At 64.5% G+C, this 25,716-nt stretch carries 22 protein-coding genes; 4 read left to right on the top strand and 18 right to left on the bottom strand.

The genetic code is table 11. The annotated features are described in order from the left end of the window. Positions 1–62 precede the first annotated feature (62 nt). The 12 genes from trxA to chvI form a co-directional block, all read right to left on the bottom strand. On the bottom strand, positions 63–386 hold the full coding sequence (gene trxA, locus ACFHWW_RS11735) for a thioredoxin (RefSeq protein WP_018098665.1): 324 nt from the start codon (positions 384–386) through the stop codon (positions 63–65). Between the two features lie 81 nt (positions 387–467). Then, the gene (gene addA / locus ACFHWW_RS11730; protein WP_379938628.1) at positions 468–4,037 is read right to left on the bottom strand and encodes a double-strand break repair helicase AddA; all 3,570 of its coding nucleotides are present in this window, start codon (positions 4,035–4,037) and stop codon (positions 468–470) included. Continuing rightward, the gene (gene addB, locus ACFHWW_RS11725) at positions 4,027–7,206 is read right to left on the bottom strand and encodes a double-strand break repair protein AddB (RefSeq protein ID WP_379938311.1); all 3,180 of its coding nucleotides are present in this window, start codon (positions 7,204–7,206) and stop codon (positions 4,027–4,029) included. Before addB ends, addA begins: the two co-directional genes overlap by 11 nt. A 1-nt stretch (position 7,207) precedes the next feature. After that, on the bottom strand, positions 7,208–7,939 hold the full coding sequence (locus tag ACFHWW_RS11720) for a nucleotidyltransferase family protein (RefSeq protein WP_018098662.1): 732 nt from the start codon (positions 7,937–7,939) through the stop codon (positions 7,208–7,210). Positions 7,940–7,945: 6 nt separating this feature from the next. Then, positions 7,946–9,460 (bottom strand): tRNA (adenosine(37)-N6)-threonylcarbamoyltransferase complex ATPase subunit type 1 TsaE, encoded by a 1,515-nt coding sequence (gene tsaE / locus ACFHWW_RS11715; RefSeq protein ID WP_379938308.1) that lies wholly within the window; start codon positions 9,458–9,460, stop codon positions 7,946–7,948. A gap of 9 nt (positions 9,461–9,469) precedes the next feature. Further along, on the bottom strand, positions 9,470–11,950 hold the full coding sequence (locus ACFHWW_RS11710; RefSeq protein WP_379938306.1) for an ATP-binding protein: 2,481 nt from the start codon (positions 11,948–11,950) through the stop codon (positions 9,470–9,472). Between the two features lie 304 nt (positions 11,951–12,254). Continuing rightward, positions 12,255–13,655 carry an adenosylhomocysteinase gene (gene ahcY, locus ACFHWW_RS11705; RefSeq protein ID WP_100672601.1) on the bottom strand — a complete coding sequence of 467 codons (1,401 nt, stop codon included), beginning with the start codon at positions 13,653–13,655 and terminating at the stop codon, positions 12,255–12,257. Between the two features lie 156 nt (positions 13,656–13,811). After that, positions 13,812–14,105, bottom strand: a complete 294-nt coding sequence (locus ACFHWW_RS11700; RefSeq protein WP_018098658.1) for an HPr family phosphocarrier protein — start codon at positions 14,103–14,105, stop codon at positions 13,812–13,814. After that, a complete protein-coding gene (locus tag ACFHWW_RS11695; protein WP_018098657.1) occupies positions 14,102–14,503 on the bottom strand; it encodes a PTS sugar transporter subunit IIA in 402 nt (133 codons plus the stop codon). The genes ACFHWW_RS11700 and ACFHWW_RS11695 overlap by 4 nt, the downstream gene beginning before the upstream one ends. A 156-nt stretch (positions 14,504–14,659) precedes the next feature. Further along, on the bottom strand, positions 14,660–15,118 hold the full coding sequence (locus tag ACFHWW_RS11690) for an HPr kinase/phosphorylase (RefSeq protein ID WP_100672600.1): 459 nt from the start codon (positions 15,116–15,118) through the stop codon (positions 14,660–14,662). Beyond that, positions 15,115–16,848: a two-component system sensor histidine kinase ChvG gene (gene chvG, locus ACFHWW_RS11685; protein ID WP_234704988.1), complete on the bottom strand. Its 1,734-nt coding sequence runs from the start codon at positions 16,846–16,848 to the stop codon at positions 15,115–15,117. Before chvG ends, ACFHWW_RS11690 begins: the two co-directional genes overlap by 4 nt. A gap of 223 nt (positions 16,849–17,071) precedes the next feature. Further along, positions 17,072–17,794, bottom strand: coding sequence for a two-component system response regulator ChvI (gene chvI, locus ACFHWW_RS11680; RefSeq protein WP_018098654.1), 723 nt, complete (start codon positions 17,792–17,794; stop codon positions 17,072–17,074). Between the two features lie 341 nt (positions 17,795–18,135). On the opposite strand from chvI, the gene ACFHWW_RS11675 reads away from it, so the two are divergent. The 4 genes from ACFHWW_RS11675 (at position 18,136) to ACFHWW_RS11660 (ending at position 21,627) form a co-directional block, all read left to right on the top strand. Next, positions 18,136–19,746: a phosphoenolpyruvate carboxykinase gene (locus tag ACFHWW_RS11675; protein WP_379938303.1), complete on the top strand. Its 1,611-nt coding sequence runs from the start codon at positions 18,136–18,138 to the stop codon at positions 19,744–19,746. A 104-nt stretch (positions 19,747–19,850) separates the two neighbouring features. Next, entirely contained in the window at positions 19,851–20,285 is a 435-nt protein-coding gene (arfB, locus tag ACFHWW_RS11670) for an alternative ribosome rescue aminoacyl-tRNA hydrolase ArfB (RefSeq protein ID WP_379938301.1), read from the top strand. A gap of 143 nt (positions 20,286–20,428) precedes the next feature. Continuing rightward, complete coding sequence (lysM, locus tag ACFHWW_RS11665) at positions 20,429–20,902, top strand: peptidoglycan-binding protein LysM (RefSeq protein WP_018098651.1); 474 nt, start codon at positions 20,429–20,431, stop codon at positions 20,900–20,902. A gap of 113 nt (positions 20,903–21,015) precedes the next feature. Further along, positions 21,016–21,627 (top strand): alpha-ketoglutarate-dependent dioxygenase AlkB, encoded by a 612-nt coding sequence (locus ACFHWW_RS11660; protein ID WP_379938299.1) that lies wholly within the window; start codon positions 21,016–21,018, stop codon positions 21,625–21,627. Positions 21,628–21,678: 51 nt separating this feature from the next. On the opposite strand, the gene coaA is transcribed toward ACFHWW_RS11660, so the two are convergent. Genes coaA through ACFHWW_RS11630 form a run of 6 tightly spaced genes read right to left on the bottom strand, consistent with a single transcriptional unit; the run spans position 21,679 to position 25,704 of the window. Beyond that, entirely contained in the window at positions 21,679–22,674 is a 996-nt protein-coding gene (coaA, locus tag ACFHWW_RS11655; protein WP_018098649.1) for a type I pantothenate kinase, read from the bottom strand. Then, entirely contained in the window at positions 22,671–22,994 is a 324-nt protein-coding gene (locus ACFHWW_RS11650) for a phosphoribosyl-ATP diphosphatase (protein WP_018098648.1), read from the bottom strand. Before ACFHWW_RS11650 ends, coaA begins: the two co-directional genes overlap by 4 nt. Positions 22,995–23,025: 31 nt before the next feature. Then, positions 23,026–23,802, bottom strand: a complete 777-nt coding sequence (gene hisF / locus ACFHWW_RS11645) for an imidazole glycerol phosphate synthase subunit HisF (RefSeq protein ID WP_379938297.1) — start codon at positions 23,800–23,802, stop codon at positions 23,026–23,028. Continuing rightward, positions 23,799–24,545, bottom strand: a complete 747-nt coding sequence (gene hisA / locus ACFHWW_RS11640; RefSeq protein WP_379938295.1) for a 1-(5-phosphoribosyl)-5-[(5-phosphoribosylamino)methylideneamino]imidazole-4-carboxamide isomerase — start codon at positions 24,543–24,545, stop codon at positions 23,799–23,801. Before hisA ends, hisF begins: the two co-directional genes overlap by 4 nt. Before the next feature lie 32 nt (positions 24,546–24,577). Further along, complete coding sequence (gene hisH, locus ACFHWW_RS11635) at positions 24,578–25,228, bottom strand: imidazole glycerol phosphate synthase subunit HisH (protein WP_127710548.1); 651 nt, start codon at positions 25,226–25,228, stop codon at positions 24,578–24,580. Then, positions 25,228–25,704 carry a DUF2628 domain-containing protein gene (locus ACFHWW_RS11630; protein ID WP_100672594.1) on the bottom strand — a complete coding sequence of 159 codons (477 nt, stop codon included), beginning with the start codon at positions 25,702–25,704 and terminating at the stop codon, positions 25,228–25,230. The genes hisH and ACFHWW_RS11630 overlap by 1 nt, the downstream gene beginning before the upstream one ends. Positions 25,705–25,716: the final 12 nt, after the last annotated feature.

The following is a 25,716-nucleotide window of genomic DNA, read 5'->3' as shown; positions in this document are numbered from 1 at the left end:
TTCAGGCGAAAAAAAGCCCGGCCAGGCCGGGCTTCGCATTGTCGGATTGAAGTCCTGGCGGATCAAGCCACCGCGTTCGAAATCCAGGAGCTGAGCGCCGTCTTCGGTGCGGCGCCGACCTTGATGTCGGCGACTTCGCCGCCCTTGAACATGGCGAGCGTGGGGATCGAACGGACGCCGTATTGCGCCGCGAGTTCGGGGTTTTCGTCGATGTTAAGCTTGACGACCTTGACCTTGCCGGCAAGCTCGGTTGCGATTTCTTCGAGGCTCGGCGCAATCATCTTGCACGGGCCGCACCATTCCGCCCAGAAGTCGACGACGACCGGTTCGGCCGAGTTCAGAACTTCTTTCTGAAAATTGGAAGTATCGACTTTCACAGTAGCCATCGGGTGCTCCTTCGGAATGGCAGTGTCCAGATGTTGTGTCTCATGTGAGGCATCGCCACCGGATTTTCAATATCGTGTATCTCACTTTGTCGCGAGCTCTTCAAGACTCCTGTCTAGCATCGGCTCGGGAAGCACCCGGATCGCCGGGCCTTCGGTGAAGATCAGCACGCATCGGAAACGCTTGCCGGGGTAAAGAGGTTTCAGGATTTCGCGATAGATCGCGAGCTGGTTTCTGTAGACCGGCGCGATCTCTTCGGGCGATTCCGGGATTTCGCGGTTGGTCTTGTAATCGGCGATCGTCACCATGTCGCCGGTGACGGCCAGACGGTCGATACGGCCCGATACGGCGAATTCGCGGGTCCCGAGCTTCAGCGTCCCCATCACGGAGACCTCCGCCCGGCTGTGCTCGCCGAAAAGCGGTTGCAGATCCGCATGGTCGAGCACGTCCATGACGTTCCCGGCAAGTGCGCGCCGTTCGGCTTCCGGCCAGCGCGGCACGGAACGGGCGAGATAGCGCTCCGCCGCGGCCAGGCGCTCGCGGCCGTCGACCGACGGAAGAACCTGCAGCAACCGGTGCAGGATCGCGCCGCGGAGCATCGAGAGTTTCGGCGCGCTCTTCCCGGCGAAAAGGGCCGAGCCGACGATCGCTTCGCCGTCGGGGTCGTCGATTGCGATGGTCGTGCCGGACGGGGCAAGAGGCCGGGGCAGCCGCCGCGGCGCGGCCGGAGGCGTAAAAAGCGCCGTCGGCAAGCCGGCTGCCGGCCGTTGCGATTCTTCGGATCCGCCTTCGGACGTCGGGAGGTCGCGCGGCACATGCGCTTCGCGCCAGGCAATGCCCTGCCACTCCTCGCTTCCGGCGCGGAAAAGCCTCGGCGTTCCGCGGCCCTTCAGGTCCTGTGCCAGCGTTCCCTGCACCATCGAATGCCAGGTGTCGGTGTTCTGCCGCTGTCCGCGATAGCCGCAGACGATCAGGCGGTCGGCTGCGCGCGTCATGCCGACATAGAGGAGCCGGCGGTATTCCTCCTCGGCGAGCTTCTTCAGGCGCTCGTTGTCGGCGGCGATGAGCGAGTTCGGCGCAGAACCCGGCGCGCGCCAGACCGGGACCGTGAGCCCGGAATGATCGGCCTGCGTTTTCTCCACGAAGCGAAGGTCCGAGACCTGCTGGCGGACGAAGGCCTCGCCGCCGCCGTCGACCAGGAAGACGACCGGCGCCTCGAGGCCCTTTGCGGCATGTACGGTCATAACGCGAACCTCGTCGCGTTCCTTGTCCTGTTCGCGCTTGACCGTGGGCGCTTCGATCTCCAGCGTCGAGATGAAAGCCTGCAGGCCCGGCAGACCGCTCCTTTCATGATCGAGAGCGAAGGTGAGGAATTCGTCGAGAATATCGCTGACCTCGCTGCCGAGCCGCGCCAGGAAGGCACGCCGTCCGCCATCGGCGCCGAGGACGCGGGCATAGAAATCGTGCGGCAGCAGTTCCCGCGCCAGGCCGGCATAACGCGAAAGCGTGCGGACCGCTCCGTGATAACGGCTGGTCTCCTCCGCGCCCGCCTGACGCAGTCGTCGCCAGAGGCTTTCGCCCTCGGTCCGCCGGGCGGCGAGTTCGAACACATCCTCCTCGGCAAAACCGAGGAGCGGGCTCTTCAGCAGTGCCGCGAGCGACAGATCGTCCTCGGGCAGAAGCACGAACCGGCCGAGCGCGATCAGGTCCTGCACGGCGATATGGCTGGTCAGAACCAGCCGGTCCGCGCCGGCGACGGGGATATTGCCCCGCCGCTTGAGGGCGCGCGTCAGGGCATTGACGAAGGCGTCGCGTTTGCGCACCAGCACGATGACGTCGCCGGGCCGCATGGCTCGGCGCACGCCTTTTTCGATCACCGTCTCCTGGCCGATCCAATCTTCGAGCACCGCTGCAATGCGCCGGGCGAGAATGTTGACCGGCGCGCGCTCGGGCGTCGCGTCGAAAGGAGCGGTCCAATCCTCTTCCGAAGCCGCCGGCTCGGGCGCGATCACATCCCAGAGGTCGACGGCGCCCGGCTGGCCGACCCGATTCGACGCATGCACGATCGCCTCGCTCCGAGCGCTCAGACCTCTCGCATTCCCGGAATTTGCAAAGACCGTATCGACGGCGGAGAGCACGTCCACCGTCGAGCGGAAGGAAAGCTGCAGGCGGATGGGGCTGAAGTGCCTGTTGCCCGCGCGCACCCGCCGCTCCGTCAACGTGCTTTCGCGCGAGAAGCGCTCTGGCCGGGCGCCCTGGAAGGAGTAGATCGACTGCTTCTCGTCGCCGACGGCGAAAATCGTTCGGTCATCCGCGCGCGCCGTTTCGCCGGCAAAGAAATCCGCCGCGAGCGACTGGATGATCGCCCATTGCGCAGGACTCGTATCCTGCGCCTCGTCGACAAGGATATGGTCGATCCCCTGATCCAGCTTGTAGTGCACCCAGGCGCCCACGTCGCTTCGGGCAAGCAGTGCCGCCGTGCGGTTGATGAGATCCTCGAAATCGAGCTGGCTGCGTGCCTTCTTGAGCGCCTCGTAGTCGCGGTTGAGCCTCTCGGCGAGAATGAGGGCGGCGCGGGTCGCCCCGTACATCTGGACGATGCTCAGGCGGTCCACGCAGGCGAGCATGTGGCTGCGCGCCTCTTCCACCCTGAGTTCGAGCTGCGGCGCTGCACGGCGCATGGCAGCGTTCAGAAAGGCCGATTCCGCCTTGGGCTTGCCGCCGCCGTTGAAGAAGAGTTCCACGAGTTTGGCATAGCGGGCGGTGGCATCCTCGATCGCCCGGACGGCCCGCAAGCCTTCTGCGATGGCAGAGGGCTTGGCGCCGCCAAGGCGCAATCCAAGGTCGATATAGTCATCGAGTGCCGGGCCGTTGAGTCCCGCCAGCGGCCAGACCGCGGCCATGACCGTCTCGGCGGTCTCTTCGGGCTCGAGGCCGAGCGCCGTCCGCAGATGCGCGTCCATCCCGCCGCGTCCGGAGACGTGATCGAGAAAGGCCTGGATCGGCGCCCGGTTGGCGACGATCGCCGCAAGCAGCTTTTCAAGCCCGGTATCGTCGGCAAGATCGAGGACCGTGGCGAAGGCCTCCGCCAGTTCCCGGTCGCTTGCCGCTGCCGTGGCGGTCAAGAGAGCCCTGCGGGCGTCGGCGAGCAGCACCGCCGCTGCCCGCTCGTCGAGAACGGAGAAATGCCCTGCGACATTGGCCTCGAGCGGGAACTGGTGCAGAAGCGCCTCGCAGAAGGCATGAATCGTCTGGATTTTCAGTCCGCCCGGGGTTTCCAGGGCGCGCGCGAACAGCCGGCGGGCCTCCTGGATCTTGGCCGTTGGCGGCCGCTTGCCTTCGATCGCCTCTATGCGCTTTTCGAGGGTGCTGTCGTCGAGCGTCGCCCATTCGGCGAGTTTCTCGAACACGCGGTTCGACATCTCGGAAGCGGCCGCCTTCGTGTAGGTCAGGCAGAGGATGGCGGACGGCCGGCAGCCCGCAAGCAGAAGCCGGATGACGCGTTGCGTGAGCACATGCGTCTTGCCGGAGCCGGCATTGGCGGAAACCCAGGCGGAACGCGCGGGATCGGAGGCGAGCGCCTGCCGCTGCGTCGTCCAGTCGAGCCACCCCTCGGGGGTTCTCTCCTCCGGGCCTGTCGCATCACTCCTCATCGTCGTCCTCGCCATCCGCGGTCGCCCATTCGGCGACGCGCGCCAGATGATCGTATTCGCCGCCGTAGTCGCGCTGTTTCTGAACGATCAGGCGCGAGGCGAAGCCGAACCTGCCGCTCATAAGCGCGGAAAGCAGCTTCCGGAGCTCGACGAGCGACTCGTCCGCCAGTTGTTCGGTGGATTTCGTCTCCTTCGAGCGGGCGCCCTCGTTGTTGACGGTGTCGACGGTAAACCGACTGCCCGGCTTCAGCCGGACATAGCGCAGGGAGTGCGGCCGAGCCGGCCCGATCATACGGAATGCCCCGGCCCTGAGCGCTGCCGCCTCGAGGGCCAGCTGCGGGTCGAGAAGTGCTCGTGCCTCTTTGGGCGAGGGGCTCGATCCGGTCTTGTAGTCGATGATGTCGATCGTTCCGTCCGTCAGGCGATCCAGCCGGTCGGCGATGCCGGTCAGCCGGATATCTCCGATGCCGAGATCCATCGCCGCCGGAACCTCGGTGAACGAGTTCACAATGCCGTGCCGGCGCTCCCGTTCCCACTCGAGGAACGCCCTTCCGACTGCCTGGAAGCGTGGCCGCCAGATGGTGTCGATATGCGCAGGCAGTTTCTCCTCGTCGAAAGCCTCGTCGGTGAGGCGGATCATCGCTTCCTCGCCCTCGCATGTCGCCGGGTCGAAGCTGCCCTTGACGAAGCGATCGACGATCCGGTGATAGAGCAGGCCGCGTTCCGCCGCCCCCGGATCGCGGTTGAACGGTTGGATCGGTTCCAGCCGGAGAATGCGCCTCGCGTAGACGGCATAGGGATCGCGGCGCAGGCGCGTCACCTCGCTGAAGGAATATTTTCGCGGCTGCAGCTCCGCGGGAGGCTTCGGCTCCGGCCGGTCCGACAATGGCTGACGCTCGCCTTGGTCGAGAATGCGCATCCAGTGGAGATAGTCGGCGCCATTGGCCTTGAGCAGTTCCGTCAGCCTCTTGCCGCCGAGCGCCTGAAGGCGCTGCAGCCATCGGGAAGCCACCGTCGGCGCCGATCCCTGACGCATGGAGCGCGAAAGGATCAGCCGGCGGGTGCCGCAGGCCATCTGGAAATCATGCGCGAGCTGGCCGATTCGCCGCTCCGGCGGCTCCAGTCCGATACCCGCCTTCATCGTTCGCGAAAGGAACGGATCGTTCGACGTCTGCCCCGGCCAGGTGCCCTCGTTCATGCCGCCGAGAACCACCAGGTCCACGCTTTGCAGGCGCGATTCGAGCGCTCCGAAAATGAAGACGCGGGGATGGCGCATCGATCGCGGCTTGACCGCTTCGCTTGCGGCAAGCGCCTCGAGAATGTCGCACCATTGCGGTCCGTCGGCCTCCATCTGGCCATCGGTTTCGATGATGCCCCTGAGGAGCGTCGCCAATATTTCGCCGGCTTCCGAAGCCCAGAGCGCGCCAAGGTTGCCTTGCTCGTCGATGGCGGCCGCCTCCAGAGCGCGCCCTGTACGCTCCGCCCAATCCGAAAGGGGCAGCACGGCCGAGCGGTGACGGCCGGTTTGCCGATCGGCAGAGAGAGTGCTGGCCAGGGGGGCGACCGCCGAGGCTATCCGGCGTGCGAGTGCGCGCGCGATGGCAATGTCGTCGGGGCCGATGCCCGCCCTCCAGGGCGGGGGGTGCCGGTCGGTCTTCTGCCTGTCGAGCGCCTTGTCGATGACCCCCTCCAAGGACGATATGTCGGCCGCATCGGTGCCGCCGCGCAGGGCCGCGAGCTCCAGCACGTCCGCGGCTCGGCGCGCACCCTCTGCCGTCTGACCGAAGCGCGCCAGCGGATGCTTGAGAAGTGCGACCAGGGCAACCGGATCGTCCGGCCTCAGCGTCGCTTCCAAGAGCAGCCGGGCAAGTGCGCCCGCCGGCGTCGCCGAGAGCGGAATGCCTGCGGAATCGTCCGCCTCTATACCGAAGCGGGCAAGCTCGGTGCCGACGCGACGCGCAAGCCCTCGATCGGGGGTGATGAGCGCCGCCTGGCTCTCCTCGTCGGCTTCGAGCGCGAGCCGAAGCGCGATCGCGATGGCGGTTGCCTCTTCGCGTTCGTTCGCCGCTTCGATCAGCGCCACATCCGCAAAGGCGGACAGGAGTCTATCCGCATCGAAGCTCTGGCGGGCCTCCATCCAGACATTCGTCGCGTCGGCGGGCAACAGCGCCCGCGACAGGACCGCGCTGCGATAATCGAGATCATCGGCAGCGCTCGCGAGGGCGGGCACGTCGCCGCGTTCGATGCCCATGCGCTTGAGCAGACGGTGAAATCCATATTGCGGGTGGGTGCGGCTTGCCGGGCCCCTTGAAGAAGCGCCGGAGCCGGGGGTCTCTCCGGCGATCAGCCGCCACTCCGCATCGCTCATCGATCCGTCGAGGCCCGGGAGCACGATCGTACCGTTCGGCAGCGCCTTGACCGCGGCGATCAGGGCGGCCGTCGCCGGGATCGAACCGGTCGAACCGGCGATGATGATCGGTCCGCTCACTTTTCCGGCCGCGATACGCTGGGTCTCGGCCTTCAGCACCGCATTGCGGTGGCGTGCGGGCGAGGAGTGCTTGAGTTCCGCCAAGCGCTCCGGCCAATAGGTGCGGGCGATCTTGAGGAAGGCCAGCGTCAGTTGCCACCAGAGCGCATGTTCGCCGCCGTCGAGCCCGTCGAGGGCCTCCCAGTCGAGTTCCTCGGTCTCGATCGCGTCGATGAGTTCGGCGAGGTTGCGCGCGAGCCAGATGGCGTCGGCAGGGCTTGCCGGCGCGATCAGCGGGCTTTCCGCGTGGATGTCGAGGACCACCTGGGGCAGGCGGTTTCGCCAGGCGAGAATGAGGCGGCCGAGTTCGATGAGCCTTGCCGTTCCGGAAAGCGGCGGCGCGAGGTCGAGGATCGCCGGCACTTCGGCGTCGAAGAAGCCGCTGTCGTCGTCGGTCTCGCCGAGCGCCCGGATCATCGGCAGGATGGCCGATCGGCCGCCGAGCAGATCGACGAACTCCGAGCGCAGCACGCGGGCGGAGCGCCGGGTCGGCACGAAGATCGTCACGCCGGCCAGTGCGAGCGGATGCGCCGGATCGTAGCGGAAGCCCGGGGTCAGCTCGCCACTGCAGAGCCTTTCCGCGACCGTCCTCAGAAAAGGCAGACCGGCGGGAATCGTGAAGACGTTCGGATGTGCGGGCACCTCATCCCTCCGGCCGGAAGCGGCGGATCGCAGCCTCGGCCTCCGCTATGGCTTCCGGCGAGCCGACGGTAATCCAGTGCCCTTCGAGCATCAGACCGAAAAGGCGTCCCCTGGCGATCGCCCGGTCGAAATAGATGTTGAGGTTGAACGCCTCGTCCGGCGCGTCTGCAAGCAGCGCTGCGTCCATGGCGATCGCGCCGGCATAGACGACGGGATTCGCCATGCCGTCTTCATAGCGCGTGAGCCGGCCGTCTTCCGATAGCGAGAAATCCCGTTTGCCGTTGTGCCCGGTCGTGTTCTCGAGACGCACGCAGAGCAGCGCCATGTCCATCCGCTCCGGATCGAAGAACTCGGCAAGCTTTTTCAGGTTGCACGGTTGCCGCGGCTTCTCGCCGATCCAGAAAAGGTCGGCATTCATGACGAGCACCGGCCCGCCATCGAGCAGTTTCAGGCCCTTCGCCAGCCCGCCGCCGGAATTCATCAGCGCATCCCGCTCGTCCGAAATCAGGATATGCGGCGCCTCTCGCCGGCCGAGGTGCTCCTCCATCTGGCCGGCGAAATGATGGACGTTCACAACGGCCCTGGTGACGCCCGCGGCGGCGAGCAGATCCAGCACATAGTCGATCATCGGCTTGCCGGCTATCCTGACAAGCGGCTTCGGCAGCGTGTCGGTGACCGGCCGCAGGCGGGTGCCCAGTCCGGCCGCAAGCACCATGGCATTGGTGATGGGCATCGTGTCCTAACGGTTCGCTGATTCGGGAGCGAGGATTCCAGCCTTAATGCACCATTCGCGCAAGGGTGTCAGCACCTGATGGGAGAGCGCATGCTCGAGATAGGCGAAGGTGCGCGGCATGTGCTTCATGTAGCCGGGCTTGCCGTCGCGCTCCTTGAGCCGCACCCAAATTCCGGCGAGCTTGCAGTTGCGCTGAGCGGCCATCAGATGCCAGTCGCGCCGGAAGGCGGCCTCGTCGAAGGGACCCAGACCACGGCGCTCGGAGATGTAGGCAGTCATCATCCGCTGGGCGAGATCGGGTTCGATCGTCACTCGCGCATCCTGCACCAGCGAGGCCACGTCATAGGCCGTCGGCCCGATCATCGCGTCCTGGAAGTCGATGATGCCGATTCGGTCGAATCCGGTGCGGTCCTGACGCCAGAGAATGTTCGGAGAGTGGAAATCGCGCAGTAAAAGGTTCTTCTCCGCGGAAGCGAGAACGCCGATCAGTCCGTCCCATACGGCGAAGTATTCCCGCCGCTCATCGTCCGAGGCGGGCCGGCCCCGTTTCCACGGGAGATACCAGTCTACGAGCAGACTGGTTTCGATCTTGATCGCCGTCCGGTCGAAAGCGGGGATGTGGTGAACCACCCCTTCAGCCACTGCGATGTCGCGCTCCGCGGGCTGAGCATGCAGCCGGGCCAGAAGGCGTGCGCCTTCGATGTAGCGCTCCGCCACGGGGCGGCCGTCGGCGTCGAGTATGCCTTCGGATCCAAGATTTTCGATGAGAAGCAGACCCTGGTCGAGGTCGCGCGCGTAGATCGCCGGTGCCGCGAAACCACGTTTGCGCAGGAGTTGCGAGATCGCGACGAAGGGGACGACGTCCTCGGCGATATGGGCGAGCTGCTGGTAGTACTTGCCGTCCTCGAGGATAGGCCCCGGCTTGTGCCTCGGCGCATCCATCAAGATCTTCGCCGGCGCACCATCCCCGGTGTCGATGCGTTCATAGGCCCGGATCGAAGCGTCGCCGCTCAGGTGGCGCCGACGGACGTCGGGATAGGCTGCATCGAGCAGGAACTTGCGAATGGAAAGCGAGCGGGTGATCCGTTCGAAGGCCGCGTCCGGTGCGGTCAGCTGAATGCGCCGGCCCTCGTCTTCATGCGAGAAGGTCAGGGTGATTCGGTCGGCCGGAAGCGCCTCCTCGGCCTTCTCCGGCCATTCCACGAGACAGATGCCGTGGGCGAGCGCCTCGTCGAAACCGAGCTCGTCAAGCTCGGATGCGTCCGCGAGCCGGTAGAGATCGAAATGAGCGACCGGGATCCTGAGGTCGTAGCTTTGAACCAGGGTGAAGGTGGGACTGGGTACCTCGAGCGTCTCGTCGTCGGCTATCGCCCGGATGAAGGCCCTTGCCAGGGTCGATTTTCCCGCGCCGAGGTCGCCCGAGAGAGCGACGCATTCGCCGCCCTTCAGCGCCAATGCGAGATCTTCGCCGAATTCGATGGTGGCGGCCTCGTCCTTCAGCAGACGTTCGAGAGATTTCATTTAGTTCATCTATTCCGCCGCGATGACCTTCGGCGCTTCGGCGGAGGGAATGCGGCAGGTTACTGCCGTGCCTTCGCCCTCCTTGCTGCGGATCGAAACATTGCCGTGGTGAAGGCTGACGAAGCTCTCCACGATGGACAGGCCCAGGCCCGCGCCGCCGCGCTGGCCATAGCTTTCGAAGCGGTTGAACACGGTGTTGAGAACGTCCTGCGGGATCCCTGGCCCCGTGTCGGTGACTGAGAAGGCAAAGTCGCTCCCCTCGCGCCAGCATTTGAGGTCGATCGTACTTCCGTCCGGGGCGAAATTTGCCGCATTGGTGAGAAGCTTTATGAAGATCTGCTTCAGCCGTTGCTGGTCCGCGGTGATGCGGCCGAGGTTGTCGGGCGCTTCGGTTCGAAGCGACACGCCGCTCTCGATCAGCCGGTCGCCCATCTGCTGCGTCACGTCGTCGATCAGGTCGATGAGATTCACTTCCGCGAGTTCGAGCTCGACGATGCCGGCATCGACGGTTGCAAGATCGAGGATGTCGTTGACGATCGTCAGAAGCAGCGACGAGGAGGTGGCAATGTGGTCGACATACTCGGCCTGGCGCTCGTTGAGCTCGCCGAAGACCGGCGTTTTCAGAAGGTCGGCAAAACCGATGATGTTCGTCAGAGGCGAGCGCAGCTCGTAGGAGACGTGGTGCACGAAATCGTTCTTCAGCGCATCCGCCTTGCGCAGCGCTTCGTTCTTCTCGGTGAGCGCGCGTTCGACGCGGACGCTGTCGGTGATGTTGACGAAGGTCAGCATCGTCTGGGCGTTGGGCAGCGGAATGACCGCGTAGTCGAGGATGAGGCCGGTGCGCAGCTCCAGAATGCCGCGGCTCGACGGCCGCTCGTCGTCGAAGCTTGTGATGATATGGGCGAAGCGCTTCCAGCCGTCCGGCTGGTCGTAGGAGGCGAGACAGGCCTGCTCGATCGCGCGGATATGGGTGCCCGGTTGCGCCTCGGTCTCATTGATGCCCCAGATCGCCCGGAAGGCCGGGTTCGAGAGCCGGATGCGGCCGTCGGGCCCGAAAACGGCCACGCCCTCGGCGAGATGGTCGATCGTTTCGCCCTGGACCTGGACCAGCGTGTTGTAGCGCGTTTCCAGATCGACCCTTTCGGTCAGGTTCTCGAACACCCAGGTGGCGCCGCCCTGCGGCCGCGCGGTGGCGAAAACGCGGAGCGTCTGGCCGTTCGGCAGGTGCCAGAGATCGGACTGCGTATCGATCGCCTGATAGACGGAGAGCGCACTCGTCTTCCATTGCTTCCAGTTGAGCTGCTCCGGCAGCTTGCCGCCGGCACGCAGCCGATCGAGCACCTCGCCGTTGTCGGGCTTGCGCTCGAGGAACCCCATGTCGAGATCCCAAAGCCGCTGGAAAGCCTGATTGTAGAACTGCAGCCGCTGATTGCCGTCGAAGATCGCCACCGGCGTCGCCAGGTGTTCGAGCGTCTCGGCATGGCTCTTGAGCGTCCGCGCCAGCTCCTCGCGCACCGCCTCAATGCCGGAAACGTCGATCGCGATTCCGGCAGAGCCGGCGGGCGTGCGGGCGTCCACGACGTCGAAAAACGTCCGGTTGCCCCTGACCACCGTCGAAACCTTGTCGCGGAACGGCGTCTGGAGCGTCGAGACCGCCCGGATCCGCTCGCGGGCCGTGGTCGCAAGCAGCTCGCGCTCTTCGGCGACGGCCGTGCTCGCGCTCTGGGTTTCGACCGCATTGGCATAGGCCGCATTGACCCATTCGAGCCTGCCGTCTCCTGCGCGCTGCCACGCGGGAAGATCGACCGCGTCGAGTAGCGTCCGCAACGTCGAAAGCGAAGCATGCAGCTGGTCGCGTTCGAGCTTCAACTCGGCGAGTTCGGCCCTGAGATTGTTGAGCGCGATGAAGCGCACGAAGGCCCGCCCGCCGGATACGCGGCCCTGGGCCTCGAGGACCTCGTTACGCTGGGTTTCGAGCACGAGATCGAAGCTCTGCGCCTGGGCACGCAAGGATTCGATCGCCTTTTCGAGCAGACCTGCCGATTGCGGCTTGATCCAGCGGCCGAAGGCGAGAAAGTCCCGGTCGTCCTGCGGCGCGCCGGTTTCGACCGGAAGCTGACCGAGGAATTCCGGGCGCTCCGCGAGCCCGTCCCAGATCACGATGCGCCGGTTCTTGTCCGCAATGAGAGCCTGGAAGCGGGAAATGCGCTGGTTCGCGTCGGATAGATTGGAACGAAGCTCGCGGTTCTCGGCCTCAATATTGCCGCGCTGGCGGATGAGCCAGATCGCCGAAATCATGGCGGCGGAAATGACGCCGATCAAAACGGAGAAGGTCACCACCTCCGTCGTGCCGAATATGCTTCTGCCGGGATCGGTGGCCTGAGCTGCGGCATCGCTTGCCGCAAGCAATACCGTTCCCGCAAGGAGCCGCTTGAGCAGTCTCGGCGCCCCCTGCCGTCCTGCAGAAGACATGGATTCATGTGTTTTCACGGCGCCGTCCCCGTTCGTCCGGAAAGTGCGGGCGACCTTGCGCCCCCGCGCGCCGGAGCCCGTTCAAAGGCTCCTGTCAGTTCCGATTGCATCTCCGGTCTGTCTCCGTCTGTTTGCCGCCTGTCCGACAAGACATCCCATTTCGACCGCGCCGCCGGCCCGAAAAATCCACACCGGCATAACGAATCGATAAGCTAAACATACTTCTTTGACGATTCGGCTGAAAGTGCGAGCCCCAAAAAAGCGGCCGCGATCTCTTGTCAAGATCGCGGCCACAAGATGTTGTGGATTGCTCGGGTAAGGATCAGTACCGGTAGTGTTCGGCCTTGAACGGACCCTGCTGCTTGACGCCGATATAGGAGGCCTGTTCCTCCGAGAGCTCGGTCAGCTTGGCGCCGAGCTTGGTGAGATGCAGGCGCGCCACCTTCTCGTCGAGCTGCTTCGGCAGCACGTAGACCTCGTTCTTGTACTGATCGCCCTTGGTGAAGAGCTCGATCTGCGCCAGAACCTGGTTGGAGAAGGATGCCGACATGACGAAGGACGGATGTCCGGTGGCGTTGCCGAGATTGAGCAGGCGGCCTTCCGAAAGCAGGATGATGCGGTTGCCCTTCGGGAACTCGATCAGATCGACCTGCGGCTTGACGTTCGTCCACTTCAGGTTCCGAAGCGCCGAGACCTGAATCTCGTTGTCGAAATGGCCGATATTGCCGACGATCGCCATGTCCTTCATCGCGCGCATGTGCTCGATGCGGATGACGTCCTTGTTGCCGGTGGTGGTGATGAAGATGTCGGCGGACGATACGACGTCTTCGAGTTGGACGACTTCAAAGCCGTCCATGGCCGCCTGGAGGGCGCAGATCGGGTCGACTTCCGTGACCTTGACGCGTGCGCCGGCGCCGCTGAGCGAAGCCGCCGAGCCCTTGCCGACGTCGCCGTAGCCGCAGACCACCGCGACCTTGCCGGCCATCATCACGTCGGTGCCGCGGCGGATGCCGTCGACGAGCGATTCCTTGCAACCGTACTTGTTGTCGAACTTCGACTTCGTGACGCTGTCGTTGACGTTGATCGCCGGGAAGGGCAGCAGGCCCTTGGCCTGGAGCTGGTACAGGCGGTTGACGCCCGTGGTCGTTTCTTCCGTCACGCCCTTGATCGCGTCACGCTGCTTGGTGAACCAGCCCGGTGTCGCGGCGAGGCGCTTCTTGATCTGCGCGAAAAGGATCTCTTCTTCTTCGGAGCCCGGATTCGTCAGAATGTTCTCGCCGGCCTCGGCGCGGGCGCCGAGCAGGATGTACATGGTCGCGTCGCCGCCGTCGTCGAGAATCATGTTCGAGACGCCGCCGTCGGCCCATTGGAAGATCTTGTCGGTGTAGGTCCAGTATTCCTCCAGCGTCTCGCCCTTGACGGCGAAGACGGGTACGCCGCTTGCAGCGATGGCGGCGGCAGCGTGGTCCTGGGTCGAGAAGATGTTGCACGAGGCCCAGCGCACTTCGGCACCGAGCGCAACCAGCGTCTCGATCAGCACGGCGGTCTGGATGGTCATGTGGAGCGAGCCGGTGATGCGGGCGCCCTTCAGCGGCTTCGATGCGCCGAACTCCTCGCGGCAGGCCATCAGGCCCGGCATTTCCGTTTCGGCGATGGCGATTTCCTTGCGGCCGAAGTCGGCAAGCCCGATGTCGGCGACGATATAGTCCTGAGTTGCGCTCATGAAGTTCTCCAGGCTGATCCTAGGGCCGCGCGGCCACATGGCCGTTTGGCGGCATGACAGTGCCTCCCGCGATCGCGGGCAGCGTGCCTTCCGTCTATCAGGAAACCCCGTGGAGGGCAACCGACATATAAAGAGGTCTTTATATGTTTATATCGGTCACATCTCTTCGCCGAACTTGTCGCGAACCAGCGTATCCAGCGCGTTGAGCGCTTCTTCGGCCTGAGCGCCGCTGGCGGTGACGAAGACCGAGCAGCCGGTGCTGGCCGCCAGCATCATCAGCCCCATGATCGAGGTCCCGCCGACGGTCATGCCGTCCTTGGAGACGGTGATCTCCGCGTCGAAGGTCTCGACGGTCTGCACGAATTTCGCGGAGGCACGCGCATGCAGGCCGCGTTTGTTGACGATGAGCAGTTCGCGCGTCAGAGCCGTGTCGGGGCGGTGATCCATCATTTTCCACTCAGAACCCGACTGGCGACGTTGATGTATTTGCGCCCCGCCTCGGAGGCTTCCACCAGCGCCTTGTCCATGTCGCTTTCACCGCGCACGCCTGCGAGCTTGATCAGCATCGGCAGGTTGACGCCGGCGATGACCTCGACGCTGCCGCCGCGCATCACCGAAATGGCGAGATTCGAAGGGGTGCCGCCGAACATATCCGTCAGGATGATGACGCCGTCGCCTTGATTGGCCTTCTCGACGGCGTCGAGGATATCCTGACGCCGCTGATCCATGTCGTCCTCGGGGCCTATGCAGACGGTCTCGATAGCTTTTTGCGGACCGACGACATGCTCCAAAGCATGCCGAAACTCATCCGCCAGCTTGCCATGAGTGACAAGCACAAGTCCGATCATGGGTATCTTTGCTCCAACTGCATATGCAACTCGTTGATGGCCAGATATCGCAATGCAGCAATTTCGTCCACCTGTTGGGGGCGCCATCTTGGCAAGGAAAAGGCGAAGTGCAAGCCAAAAATGCCGAAAAAGCAGCCGCACTGCCTTTCGATAAGGCTAAAGTCCTACATTTTCGGGCAGAAGGGCGGCGAGCGCGTCGAGCGGCGACAGCGGCCCCTCGATGGGGAGGCGCAACAGCGGCAGATTTCGCCCGATCCCGAGCTGCAGCTCCTCCTCCTCCGGCGGCAGACGCGGCTCGAAGGGTGCCCTGACCGGCGCGATCGCCCAATCGAGAACACAGGCGGAGACGGTACCGACTTCCGCAATTCCGGATCCGCGGATTTCGAGGAGCCCGCGAATGGCGGCAGGGCAGCGCGCGACGATGCGCCCGTTCTCGAGCGTCAGATCCACGCGGTCGTCCGCGACGAGCGCGGCGAAGCGGCCCCGGCGTCTCACTTGCGAGAGGCAGGAAAGCGCGAGCGCCGACTTGCCCGAGCCGGACGGCCCTGTGATCAGCAGCCCGGTCGTGCCGAGAACGATCGCGGTTCCGTGGACATTGACGAAGGGCGCAGTCACGGGTGCGGCTCGGCGGGCAGCGAGAGAACGAAGCGGGCGCCGCCGATGTGGCCGTCCTTGCCGGCGATGTTCTCGGCTCTGAGCGTTCCGCCATGCGCCTCGGCGATCTGGCGCGAGATCGAAAGGCCGAGCCCCGAGTTCTGGCCGAAGTCCTCGCCCTCCGGCCGGTCGGTGTAGAAGCGCTCGAAGATACGGTCGATGTCCTCCGCCTGGATGCCCGGACCGTTGTCTTCGACATAGACGATGCAGCGCGATCGCGACCGGGTCAGCCGGACGACGATGCGGCCGTTCTGCTCGGAGACGAAGGAGCGGGCGTTTTCGATCAGGTTCGTGATGATCTGACCGATGCGCAGTTCGTAGCCGCTGACGATGAAGCTTGCGCGCGGGTTGTCCTTACGGTCGACGACGAAGTCGAGCAGCACCGGTTTCTTGCTGCCCCGGATCTGGCGTGAAATTTCGACGAGGTCGCCGAGCAGCTTTTCGAGGTCGACCTTCTTCGCGTCGGCGCGTGCAAGCTCCGCATCCAGACGCGAGGCGTCGGAGATATCGCTGATCAGCCGGTCGAGCCGTCGCACGTCGTGCTGGATGACGTCCATCAGCCGCTTCTTCGATTCCTCGTTGCGCGCGAGCGGCAAGGTTTCGACCGCGCTGCGCAGCGACGTCAGCGGATTCTTGAGTTCGTGGCTCACATCGGCGGCGAAGTTCTCGATCGCCGCGATGCGGTCGTAGAGCGCGGTCGTCATTTCCCGGAGCGCCACGGAAAGATTGCCGATCTCGTCCTGGCGGGATGAGAAGTCCGGGATCTCCTCCCGTTCCTTGGCGCCGCCGCGGCGCACGCGGATGGCCGCGGCCGAAAGCCGCCGCAGCGGGTTGGCGATCGTCGACGAGAGAAGCAGCGAGAGTATGACGTTGACCAGCGCCGCCACGCCGAAAACGCGGATGATCGCCAGCCGTTCTGCATGGACGATCTTGTCGATGTCGCCGGCCTGGGTGGAGAGGAGGAGCACACCGAGGACCGCGCGGAAGCGCTGTACCGGAACGGCAACCGAAACGATCAGCTCGCCCTTCTCGGTCACGCGCACCACGGCGCCGCGCACGCCGGTCAGGGCGTTCATCACCTCCGGATAGATCGAGCCGTTGCCGCCGGGCGGCTCCTTGTAGAGCGGCAGGTCGCCCGGCTGCAGCAGCCGGTTGAACCAGGTGCCGAACTCGTCGGCGAGGCTCGGACTTTCCGGATCGACCGGCGGCAGGTCGAAACGAAGCACCTGTCCGCCGCTATAGAGGTGGCGCGAATCGAGCAGCAGGTCGGCATCGGCATCGAAGAGGCGAGCGCGCGTGCGCGTCGGCGAGATCAGTCTTCTCAAGACCGGCGCCACGCGTTCCTGAATGATCGGGAATTCGAGGTCTTCGTCGCTCGGCAGCGGCGTGATGCTTTCGCCGGCCTGCAATTCGAGCAGCTTTTCCGGATCGATGGTGATCGAATTGGTGTCCACCGAGGCGGAGGCCGAGATGGCGCCGGCGATGATCTCGCCCTGCGTCAGAAGGCTCTCCACCCGGGCGTCGATCAGACCTTCCCGGAACTGGTTGAGATACATGATCCCGCCGACGAGGACCACGAGCGCCACCAGGTTGAAGAAGACGATGCGCCGCGTGAGGCTCGAGAAGACCGCATTGCCGAACAGGCGCCGGATCAGCGTAAAGGGATGCGCCCATCGCCGCTGCCCGCGCAGCGTCGATGCCCGTCCTTCCGCTTCTTCGATATCGCCCTGCAAGACTTCTACCAAGTCTCCCGCTCCCGCGACGCGACCTTCGCTTCTGCCCGCGTCGCCTGTCGCATTCGCCCGTTCCCGCGATGCCCTACGCCAGCCGGCGCTGCTGCGCAAGCGCTAGCAAGGGAGGTACGGGCGGCAGCGCTCCGGCCACGAGTGATCCGCAATCCGCCGGCTCGCTCCCTCAGGCCGTTTCGCGGAAACGATAGCCGACGCCGTAGAGCGTCTCGATCATGTCGAAGTCGTTGTCGACCATCTTGAACTTCTTGCGAAGCCGCTTGATGTGGCTGTCGATCGTGCGGTCGTCGACATAGACCTGTTCGTCATAGGCGGCATCCATCAGCGCGTCGCGGCTCTTCACCACGCCGGGTCGCTGCGCCAGTGCGTGCAGGATGAGGAACTCCGTTACGGTCAGCGTGACGGATTCGTTCTTCCAGGTGCAGGTATGCCGCTCCTGGTCCATGACGAGCTGGCCCCGTTCGAGCGAACGGGAAGGCGTGTCGGCATTCTTCACCGGTCCGGCGCCTCCGGCCGCAGCCTCCCGGTTGGCCGCGCGACGCAGGATCGCCTTGACGCGCTCCACCAGGAGGCGCTGTGAGAAGGGCTTGGTGATGAAGTCGTCGGCGCCCATCTTCAGACCGAAGAGCTCGTCGATCTCCTCGTCCTTCGATGTGAGGAAGATGACGGGCAGGTCGGACTTCTGTCTCAGCCGCCGCAACAGCTCCATGCCGTCCATGCGGGGCATCTTGATGTCGAAGATAGCGAGCTGCGGCGGACGCGCCAGCAGACCCTCCAGCGCCGATGCGCCGTCCGTATAGGTTTCGACCTTGTAGCCCTCGGCTTCCAGCGCGATGGACACGGACGTCAGGATGTTGCGGTCGTCATCGACAAGCGCGATGGTCTGCATCTTATTCTACTCCGTTTCGAGGCCCGGTTGCCGAGACGCTTCGAGATGCGTTGCAAGAATCGCGGCAACCGCGAGTCACGGCCGCGTTAATTGAGTATAAAGGTGGAACAAATTGTGGCGAAGTGCAAAAGCACCTGATCCGGTTCCCCTGCAGCCGGCCCCGCCGGTCGGTTTCCGGAAGGTGCGATTCAACCGATTAAAAAATGCATATTTTTCTTTAAATCGATTAATATACTGAATTCATTATTGTTTTAGAATTGACTATCTTGTCTTGGATCGGCCTTGCCGGTATGTTCCGACGAAATTCAACGCCAATGGCCAACCACGAAGGAAGCTTGACCATGGATGAGCTCGGGAGCCGCAATCCCTCTATCGGACTGGAATCGATCGGATTTTCCGACCTCTCGGTCGTCCGCTACAACTTCGAGGCGCCGCAGCTCTACGAAGAAGCCCTGGCCCGCGGTGAAGCCGAACTGACGGTCCATGGAGCCCTTTGCGCCCGCACCGGCCAACACACGGGCCGCTCGCCCAAGGACAAGTATGTCGTGCGCGACGCCAACACCGCCGACCAGATCTGGTGGGACAACAACAGCGCGATTTCGCCGGAGCATTTCGAGCTTCTTCGTCAGGACATGCTCGCCCATGCCAAAGGCATGTCGCTCTACGTCCAGGACCTCGTCGGCGGTGCCGACCCGGAGAACGCGCTGCCGACGCGCGTCGTCACCGAGTTCGCCTGGCACTCGCTGTTCATCCGCAATCTGCTGATCCGCCCGGAGCGCGAGGCGCTTCCGTCTTTTCAGCCGAAGCTGACGATCATCGACCTGCCGAGCTTCAAGGCCGATCCCGCACGCCACGGCTGCCGCAGCGAGACGGTCATCGCCTGCGACCTGACCGCCGGCCTGGTGCTGATCGGCGGCACGTCCTATGCGGGCGAGATGAAGAAGTCGGTTTTCACCGTCCTCAATTACCTGCTGCCCAAGAAGTCGGTGATGCCGATGCACTGCTCGGCCAATGTCGGGCCCGCCGGTGACACGGCGATCTTCTTCGGCCTCTCGGGCACCGGCAAGACGACGCTCTCCGCCGATCCGAACCGCACTCTGATCGGTGACGACGAGCACGGCTGGAGCGAAAAGGGCGTCTTCAATTTCGAGGGCGGCTGCTATGCCAAGGCGATCCGCCTGTCGGAAGCGGCAGAGCCCGAGATCTTTGCGACGACGCGCCGCTTCGGTACGGTGATGGAGAACGTCGTCCTCGACGAGCGGCGCCTTCCTGACTTCGACGACGGTTCGCTGACGGAGAACACCCGCTGCGCCTATCCGCTGCACTTCATTCCGAACGCCAGCAAGACCGGCACGGCGCCGCAGCCGCGCACGATCATCATGCTGACGGCGGACGCCTTCGGGGTTTTGCCGCCGATCGCCAAGCTGACGCCGGAACAGGCCATGTATCACTTCCTCTCCGGCTACACCGCCAAGGTCGCCGGTACCGAAAAGGGCGTGACGGAGCCGGAGGCGACTTTCTCGACCTGCTTCGGCGCTCCGTTCATGCCGCGCCATCCGTCCGAATACGGCAATCTTCTCAAGGACCTCATCGCCAGGAACGGCGTCACCTGCTGGCTCGTCAACACCGGCTGGACCGGCGGCGCCTTCGGCACGGGAAGCCGCATGCCGATCAAGGTGACGCGCGCGCTTCTTTCGGCGGCTCTCGACGGCTCGCTGAACAGCGCCTCGTTCCGGACGGATGCGAATTTCGGGTTCGCGGTGCCGGTGTCGGTACCGGGGGTCGAGGCCGGCATTCTCGACCCGCGCTCGACCTGGGCGGATGGTGTGGCTTATGACGCCCAGGCACGGCGACTCGTCGACATGTTCATCGCCAACTTCGCCAAGTTCGAGCGCCACGTCGACGGCAGCGTGCGCGACGCAGCCCCGGGCGCGAGGGTGGCCGCCGAATAATCCGGTCTTTTGCCATGATTCACGTGAAACCCGGCTGCCTGCGGCCGGGTTTTGCATTTGCGGCCGGTTTTCAAGCATGCGATAGAAACGGCCGAGGAAGATCCATGGCAAGCGAACCGCTTTACATCAACGAAAACATCGTGATCGCCGGATGGGAGCTCACGGAGCAATTCGTGCTGGCCGGCGGACCGGGCGGACAGAACGTCAACAAGGTCTCGACGGCCGTCCAGCTCTTCTTCGACGTGCAGGCTTCGCCGTCCCTGCCGGAGCGCGTCAAGACCAACGCCTTGAAGCTCGCCGGACGGCGCGCCTCGAAGGAGGGCGTCCTGATGATCGAAGCCAATCGCTTCCGCAGTCAGGAACGCAACCGCGAGGACGCCCGCGAGCGGCTGAAGGAGCTGATCCTGAAGGCGGCGGAACCGCCGCCCCCGCCGCGCAGGAAGACGAAGCCGACGCGCGGATCGATCGAACGCCGGCTGAAGGAGAAATCCGGCCGTTCCGAAATCAAGAAGCTGCGCGGCCGCCCCGGCGGCGACTGACCGCGCCCGAAAGTTGCGCCCGCGCCCTTGTCTTTTGCGCGCAATCGCACTCTCTTATCCGCTGACGCATGTCGCCAAGCCGTACGGCGGTCGTGGGGAAGACGACATGTGCAGGCTCCAGCCGCGCGAGAGAGGAGACAAGCATGGGTTTGTTCGATTTTATCAAGAATGCGGGAAAGAAGCTCGGAATCGGCGGCGACGACACGCCGCCGGATGCGGCAAGCGTCGAAAAGGAGCTCGCATCCCATGACCTCGGCACCAAGGACGTCAAGGTCGACGTCGTGGACGACAAGGTCGTGCTGAAGGGTGTCGTCAAGGACCAGTCCACCTTCGAGAAGGCGGTCGTGGCCGTCGGCAATACGCTCGGCATATCCAAGGTCGAGGCATCCGAGCTCAAGGTCGCCGACGGCGCCGCCGCGCCGGCCGAGGCGAAGGCTCCGGTCTTCTACACCGTGAAGAAGGGCGACAATCTCTGGAAGATCGCCGAGGCCCATTACGGCAAGGGCAAGGGCGCCAAGCACACGGCGATCTTCGAAGCGAACAAGCCCATGCTCACCCATCCCGACAAGATCTATCCGGGGCAGGTGCTGCGCATCCCGGATCTGGATGCCGGCTGAACGAAGGCTGTTTCGGGTCGATCCCGACCCCGGTGAGCGCTATCTACCTGTCATCTCCCGCCGGATCTGCTGACGGGAGGTTTCGATCGATGCCGTATGACAGGATGCCGCCAATGCTTGTGCTGCCGAAAGGGGTGAGACACATTCCCGGTTTCCTCGACCGTTCGCGCCAGCAGGAACTGGTCGAGGCCGTCCGCGCCGTCGTCGCGGAGGCTCCGCTCTTCGCGCCCGCGATGCCGAAGACCGGCAAACCCATGTCCGTGCGCATGACCAATTGCGGCGCGCTCGGCTGGGTCACCGACCGCGAGCGCGGCTACCGCTACCAGGCGACGCATCCGGTCACCGGCACGCCATGGCCGCCGATTCCACGCATGCTGCACGACATCTGGAATGCCGTGGCCGGAAGCGACAAGTCCCCCGAGGCATGCCTGGTGAATTTCTACTCGGCAGAGGCGCGCATGGGGCTCCACCAGGACCGGGACGAGCGCGATCTCGAGACCGCCGTCGTTTCGATCTCGCTCGGCGACGACTGCCTTTTCCGCGTCGGCGGCCGCACACGCGGCGGACAGACCGTGTCGTTCAGGCTCGAAAGCGGCGACGTCGTCGTGCTCGGCGGCGAAGGACGGCTCGCCTTCCACGGCGTCGACCGCATCTATCCGAACACGTCGACGCTCCTGAGGAGCGGCGGCCGGCTCAATCTGACGCTGCGACGGGTCAACCCTTGAATCTTCGCCCCGCCCGAATCGGTTCCTTTCCCGCAGGCGGCGCGATTCCCCTCAAAGCTTCCTGAGCGCCACCGTCTGCGTCAGGTGGTTGGGACCCTTCTGCAGGATGAGATCGGCGCGCGGCCGCGTCGGCAGAATGTTCTGATGCAGGTTCTTCAGATTGATATTGTGCCAGAGGCCCTCGGCGATCGCGCGCGCCGCATCCTCGCTGATCGTCGCATAGCGATGGAAGAAGGATTGCGGGTTCTGGAACGCGGTTTCGCGCAGTCGCATGAAGCGGTTCACGTACCAGCTGTGGATCAGGCTCTCCTCGGCATCGATATAGATCGAAAAGTCGAAGAAATCCGAGACCATCGGCACGATCTTGCCGTCGGCCGGCAGATCGCGCGACTGCAGCACGTTTATCCCCTCGAAAATGAGGATGTCCGGCCGGTCGATCACCTGAAACTGGTCGGGGATCACGTCATAGGTCAGGTGCGAATAGGTAGGAGCCTTGACGTTCGGCCGGCCCGCCTTGATCGCCGAGAGGAATCTGAGCAGCGCGCCGATATCGTAGCTCTCGGGAAATCCCTTGCGATCCATCAGGTTTTCCCGCTGGAGAACCGCATTCGGATAAAGAAAGCCGTCGGTGGTGACGAGGTCGACCTTCGGGCTCGAGGGCCAGCGCGCGAGAAGCTCCGCAAGGATGCGTGCCGTCGTCGACTTTCCGACGGCGACCGAGCCGGCGACCCCGATGACGAAGGGCGTCTTCGTCTCGTTCGACATGCTCAGGAAGCGGGTGCGCTGCCTGAAGAGGATCTGCGACGCCTCCACATGGGCGGAGAGGAGCCGTGAGAGCGAGAGATAGATCCGTCGCACCTCGTCGAGATCGACCGGATCGTTCAGCGAGCGCAGGCGCTGCACCTCGTCGGCCGTCAGCGTCAGCGGCGTGTCGGCGCGAAAGCGCGACCATTCCTCCGCGGAGAAGACGTGATAGGGCGAATATTCGCCCCCCTGGAGATTGCCCGGAATGTCGGCCGGTTCGATGTCTTCCGCGGCGATGCTCATGGATTCTGCCGGTTCGCCTTTTCCTGCAGGCCGGATTGGCTCGTCCGCCTGGCCAGTTCGCTCATCACATCCTGCAACGGGACGGCGGCGATATTCAATACGACCATAAGATGATAGAGGAGATCGGCACTCTCATCGACCAGATTCTTCCGGTCCTCGCCGATCGCGGCGATGACCGTTTCCACCGCCTCCTCGCCGAGCTTCTTGGCAGCCTTCGTCTGCCCGGCCGCCACCAGCTTGGCGGTCCAGGACTCCTCCGGCGCCGCCCGAGCGCGGGACGCCACGATCTTCTCCAGGTCGGAAAGGGTGAAGTCGGTCATTATCGGATCCCTTCTCGTTGACAGCGCCGCCTCAATCAAGCCGCATGGCGATGCCGTGCTCGGCCATGTGGCGCTTCGCCTCGCCGATGCTGTAGGTGCCGAAGTGGAAAATCGAGGCGGCGAGCACGGCAGTCGCATGGCCGTCGCGGATGCCCTCGACCATGTGGTCGAGCGTGCCCACGCCGCCGGAGGCGATGACGGGAGCGCGTACCGCATCGGCGATCGCCCGTGTCAGGCTGATGTCGTAGCCGCTCTTCGTACCGTCTCGGTCCATGGAGGTGAGAAGGATTTCGCCGGCCCCGAGATCGACGACCTTCCGCGCAAATTCGATCGCGTCGATGCCTGTCGGTTGCCGCCCGCCATGGGTAAAGATCTCCCAGCGGTCCGTCTCGCCTTGCGCCGAGACTTTCTTGGCGTCGATGGCGACGACGATGCACTGGTCGCCGAACTTGTCGGCGGCTTCCGCGACGAATTCCGGATTCTTCACCGCCGCCGTGTTGATCGACACCTTGTCGGCGCCGGCAAGCAGGAGCTTGCGGATGTCCGCCACCTGGCGCACGCCGCCGCCGACGGTGAGCGGCATGAAGCATTGCTCTGCGGTGCGGGCGACGATGTCGAAGATCGTTTCGCGATTGTCGGAAGAGGCGGTGATGTCGAGGAAGCAGAGCTCGTCGGCCCCGGCCGCGTCATAGGCGCGTGCCGCCTCCACCGGGTCCCCGGCGTCTATCAGATCCACGAAGTTCACGCCCTTGACGACGCGGCCGTCCTTCACGTCGAGGCAGGGGATTACACGGGCTTTAAGGGTCATCGCATCTTCCCCTTTCTTGCTTCGCGGATCAGATCCAGGGCTTCCTTCGGATCGATCCGACCGTCGTAAAGCGCCCGACCGGAGATCGCGCCTTCGAGCTTTTGCGCATCCGGTTCGGTCATGCGGCGGATGTCGTCCATCGAGGCGAGGCCGCCCGAGGCGATCACCGGGATTGAAACCGCGTCCGCGAGTTCGAGCGTCGAGGCCCAGTTGATGCCGGTCAGGATGCCGTCACGGTCGATGTCCGTATAGATGATCGCCGCAACGCCCGCGCCCTCGAACTTCCTGGCAAGTTCGATCACCCCGAGCTCGGAAGCTTCCGCCCATCCCTCGACGGCGACCTTGCCGCCCTTGGCATCGATGCCGACGGCGACCCGTCCCGGGAACTTGCTGCAGGCTTCGATCACCAGGGCGGGATCGCGCACCGCGACGGTACCGAGGATGACGCGCTTCAGCCCGCGCGAAAGCCAGTTCTCGATATGCTCCAGCGTGCGGATGCCGCCGCCGAGCTGCACCGGGTTCTTCGTCGCCCTGAGGATGGCGTCGACCGCCGCACCGTTGACGGTCTCCCCGGCAAAGGCGCCGTTCAGGTCGACCACGTGCAGCCATTCGAAACCCTGCTCCTCGAAGGCGCGCGCCTGGGCGGCCGGGTCGGGATTATAGACTGTCGCCTGCTCCATGTCGCCGAGCTTCAGGCGCACGCATTGCCCGTCCTTGAGGTCGATCGCGGGAAAGAGGATCATTTGTTCGTCCGATCAGAAATGACGCGGCAGCCTCAGGGCTTCCAGCGCAGGAAATTCGAGATGAGGGCGAGGCCGAGCGCCTGGCTCTTTTCCGGATGGAACTGCGAGCCCGCCTTGTTGTCGCGCGCGACGAAGGCCGTCACCGGGCCGCCATAGTCCGCCTCCGCCACCACGTCTTCGGCACGCTCCGCCGCGAGGTGGTAGGAATGGACGAAATAGGCGTGCAGACCGTTCTCGCCGGTCGGAATGCCGTCGAAAAGGGCGTGCGCGCGCTTGAGATCAAGCGTGTTCCAGCCGATCTGGGGGATCTTGAGCGAGCGGTCCTCGGGCGTCATCTCGACGACATCGCCGGCGATCCAGCCGAAACCCTTCGTCACCGTCTTTTCGAGTCCGCGCGACGACATGAGCTGCATGCCGACGCAGATGCCGAAGAAGGGGCGGCCAGCTTTCTCGACCGCCTCCGTCAGCGCTTCCTCCATGCCCTCCACGGCGGCGAGGCCGCGGCGGCAGTCGGCATAGGCGCCGACGCCCGGCAGCACGATCCGATCGGCCGTGGCCACCCGTTCCGGCCTGTCGGTGAGATCGATTTCGGCCGCGATGCCGGCCTCGCGGGCGGCGCGCTCGAAGGCCTTGGTGGCCGAGCGCAGGTTGCCGGATCCGTAGTCAATGATGGCGACCCGCATCAGCGCTCTCCATAGGATTCAAAAAAGCCGAGCCCGGCGGCGGCGCCCGGCCGTCCCGTAGCGGACCTGTCGGTCGACGGCATGGGAGCTGCATCTCCTGCATGGGCGGACGGCCCAGCGTTCGAATAATAGATTTCTTCGGCCGTCTCGAGATCGCGTGCCGGAACGACCGAACGAAACGTCCAGTCGCGTGCCGAGAGCTTGCGGGCGATGAGAAGCGGGCCTTCGAGCGACACGATGAGACCGAGCGCCAGATGGACGAGCAGCGCTGCGCTGAAGCCGCCGGGCACCGATGCCGCAAGAAGCAACAGGAACTGCAGAACGGAAACGAAGATTCCGATGAGCCACGCGCGTTTGACGATGAGCCACGGACCGGGGAAGAAGAAGGCGGTCCAGGAAAATCCGTCGGCGATGAACCGCGCCCTTTCGTCGTCGGCCGGTGCGCCGGGCGGGGTCATGATCAGGTAGGAGGCCATGGTCTTTAAACC

This window comes from Sinorhizobium sp. P24N7 (assembly GCF_042436655.1).
Lineage (GTDB): Bacteria > Pseudomonadota > Alphaproteobacteria > Rhizobiales > Rhizobiaceae > Sinorhizobium > Sinorhizobium meliloti_A.
Note: the sequence above shows the minus strand (reverse complement) of the source record. Positions and strands in the feature narration are given on the sequence as shown.

Bases quoted from the DNA above. Each gene is read 5' to 3' on its own strand.
- trxA (WP_018098665.1), bottom strand. From the start codon at position 386: ATGGCTACTGTGAAAGTCGATACTTCCAATTTTCAGAAAGAAGTTCTG.
- ACFHWW_RS11695 (WP_018098657.1), bottom strand. From the start codon at position 14,503: ATGATCGGACTTGTGCTTGTCACTCATGGCAAGCTGGCGGATGAGTTT.
- ACFHWW_RS11675 (WP_379938303.1), top strand. From the start codon at position 18,136: ATGGATGAGCTCGGGAGCCGCAATCCCTCTATCGGACTGGAATCGATC.
- ACFHWW_RS11660 (WP_379938299.1), top strand. From the start codon at position 21,016: ATGCTTGTGCTGCCGAAAGGGGTGAGACACATTCCCGGTTTCCTCGAC.
- hisA (WP_379938295.1), bottom strand. From the start codon at position 24,545: ATGATCCTCTTTCCCGCGATCGACCTCAAGGACGGGCAATGCGTGCGC.
- ACFHWW_RS11700 (WP_018098658.1), bottom strand. From the start codon at position 14,105: ATGATGGATCACCGCCCCGACACGGCTCTGACGCGCGAACTGCTCATC.
- ACFHWW_RS11650 (WP_018098648.1), bottom strand. From the start codon at position 22,994: ATGACCGACTTCACCCTTTCCGACCTGGAGAAGATCGTGGCGTCCCGC.
- ACFHWW_RS11630 (WP_100672594.1), bottom strand. From the start codon at position 25,704: ATGGCCTCCTACCTGATCATGACCCCGCCCGGCGCACCGGCCGACGAC.
- lysM (WP_018098651.1), top strand. From the start codon at position 20,429: ATGGGTTTGTTCGATTTTATCAAGAATGCGGGAAAGAAGCTCGGAATC.
- addA (WP_379938628.1), bottom strand. From the start codon at position 4,037: ATGAGGAGTGATGCGACAGGCCCGGAGGAGAGAACCCCCGAGGGGTGG.
- chvI (WP_018098654.1), bottom strand. From the start codon at position 17,794: ATGCAGACCATCGCGCTTGTCGATGACGACCGCAACATCCTGACGTCC.
- hisH (WP_127710548.1), bottom strand. From the start codon at position 25,228: ATGCGGGTCGCCATCATTGACTACGGATCCGGCAACCTGCGCTCGGCC.
- arfB (WP_379938301.1), top strand. From the start codon at position 19,851: ATGGCAAGCGAACCGCTTTACATCAACGAAAACATCGTGATCGCCGGA.
- ahcY (WP_100672601.1), bottom strand. From the start codon at position 13,655: ATGAGCGCAACTCAGGACTATATCGTCGCCGACATCGGGCTTGCCGAC.
- ACFHWW_RS11720 (WP_018098662.1), bottom strand. From the start codon at position 7,939: ATGCCCATCACCAATGCCATGGTGCTTGCGGCCGGACTGGGCACCCGC.
- coaA (WP_018098649.1), bottom strand. From the start codon at position 22,674: ATGAGCATCGCCGCGGAAGACATCGAACCGGCCGACATTCCGGGCAAT.
- tsaE (WP_379938308.1), bottom strand. From the start codon at position 9,460: ATGAAATCTCTCGAACGTCTGCTGAAGGACGAGGCCGCCACCATCGAA.
- hisF (WP_379938297.1), bottom strand. From the start codon at position 23,802: ATGACCCTTAAAGCCCGTGTAATCCCCTGCCTCGACGTGAAGGACGGC.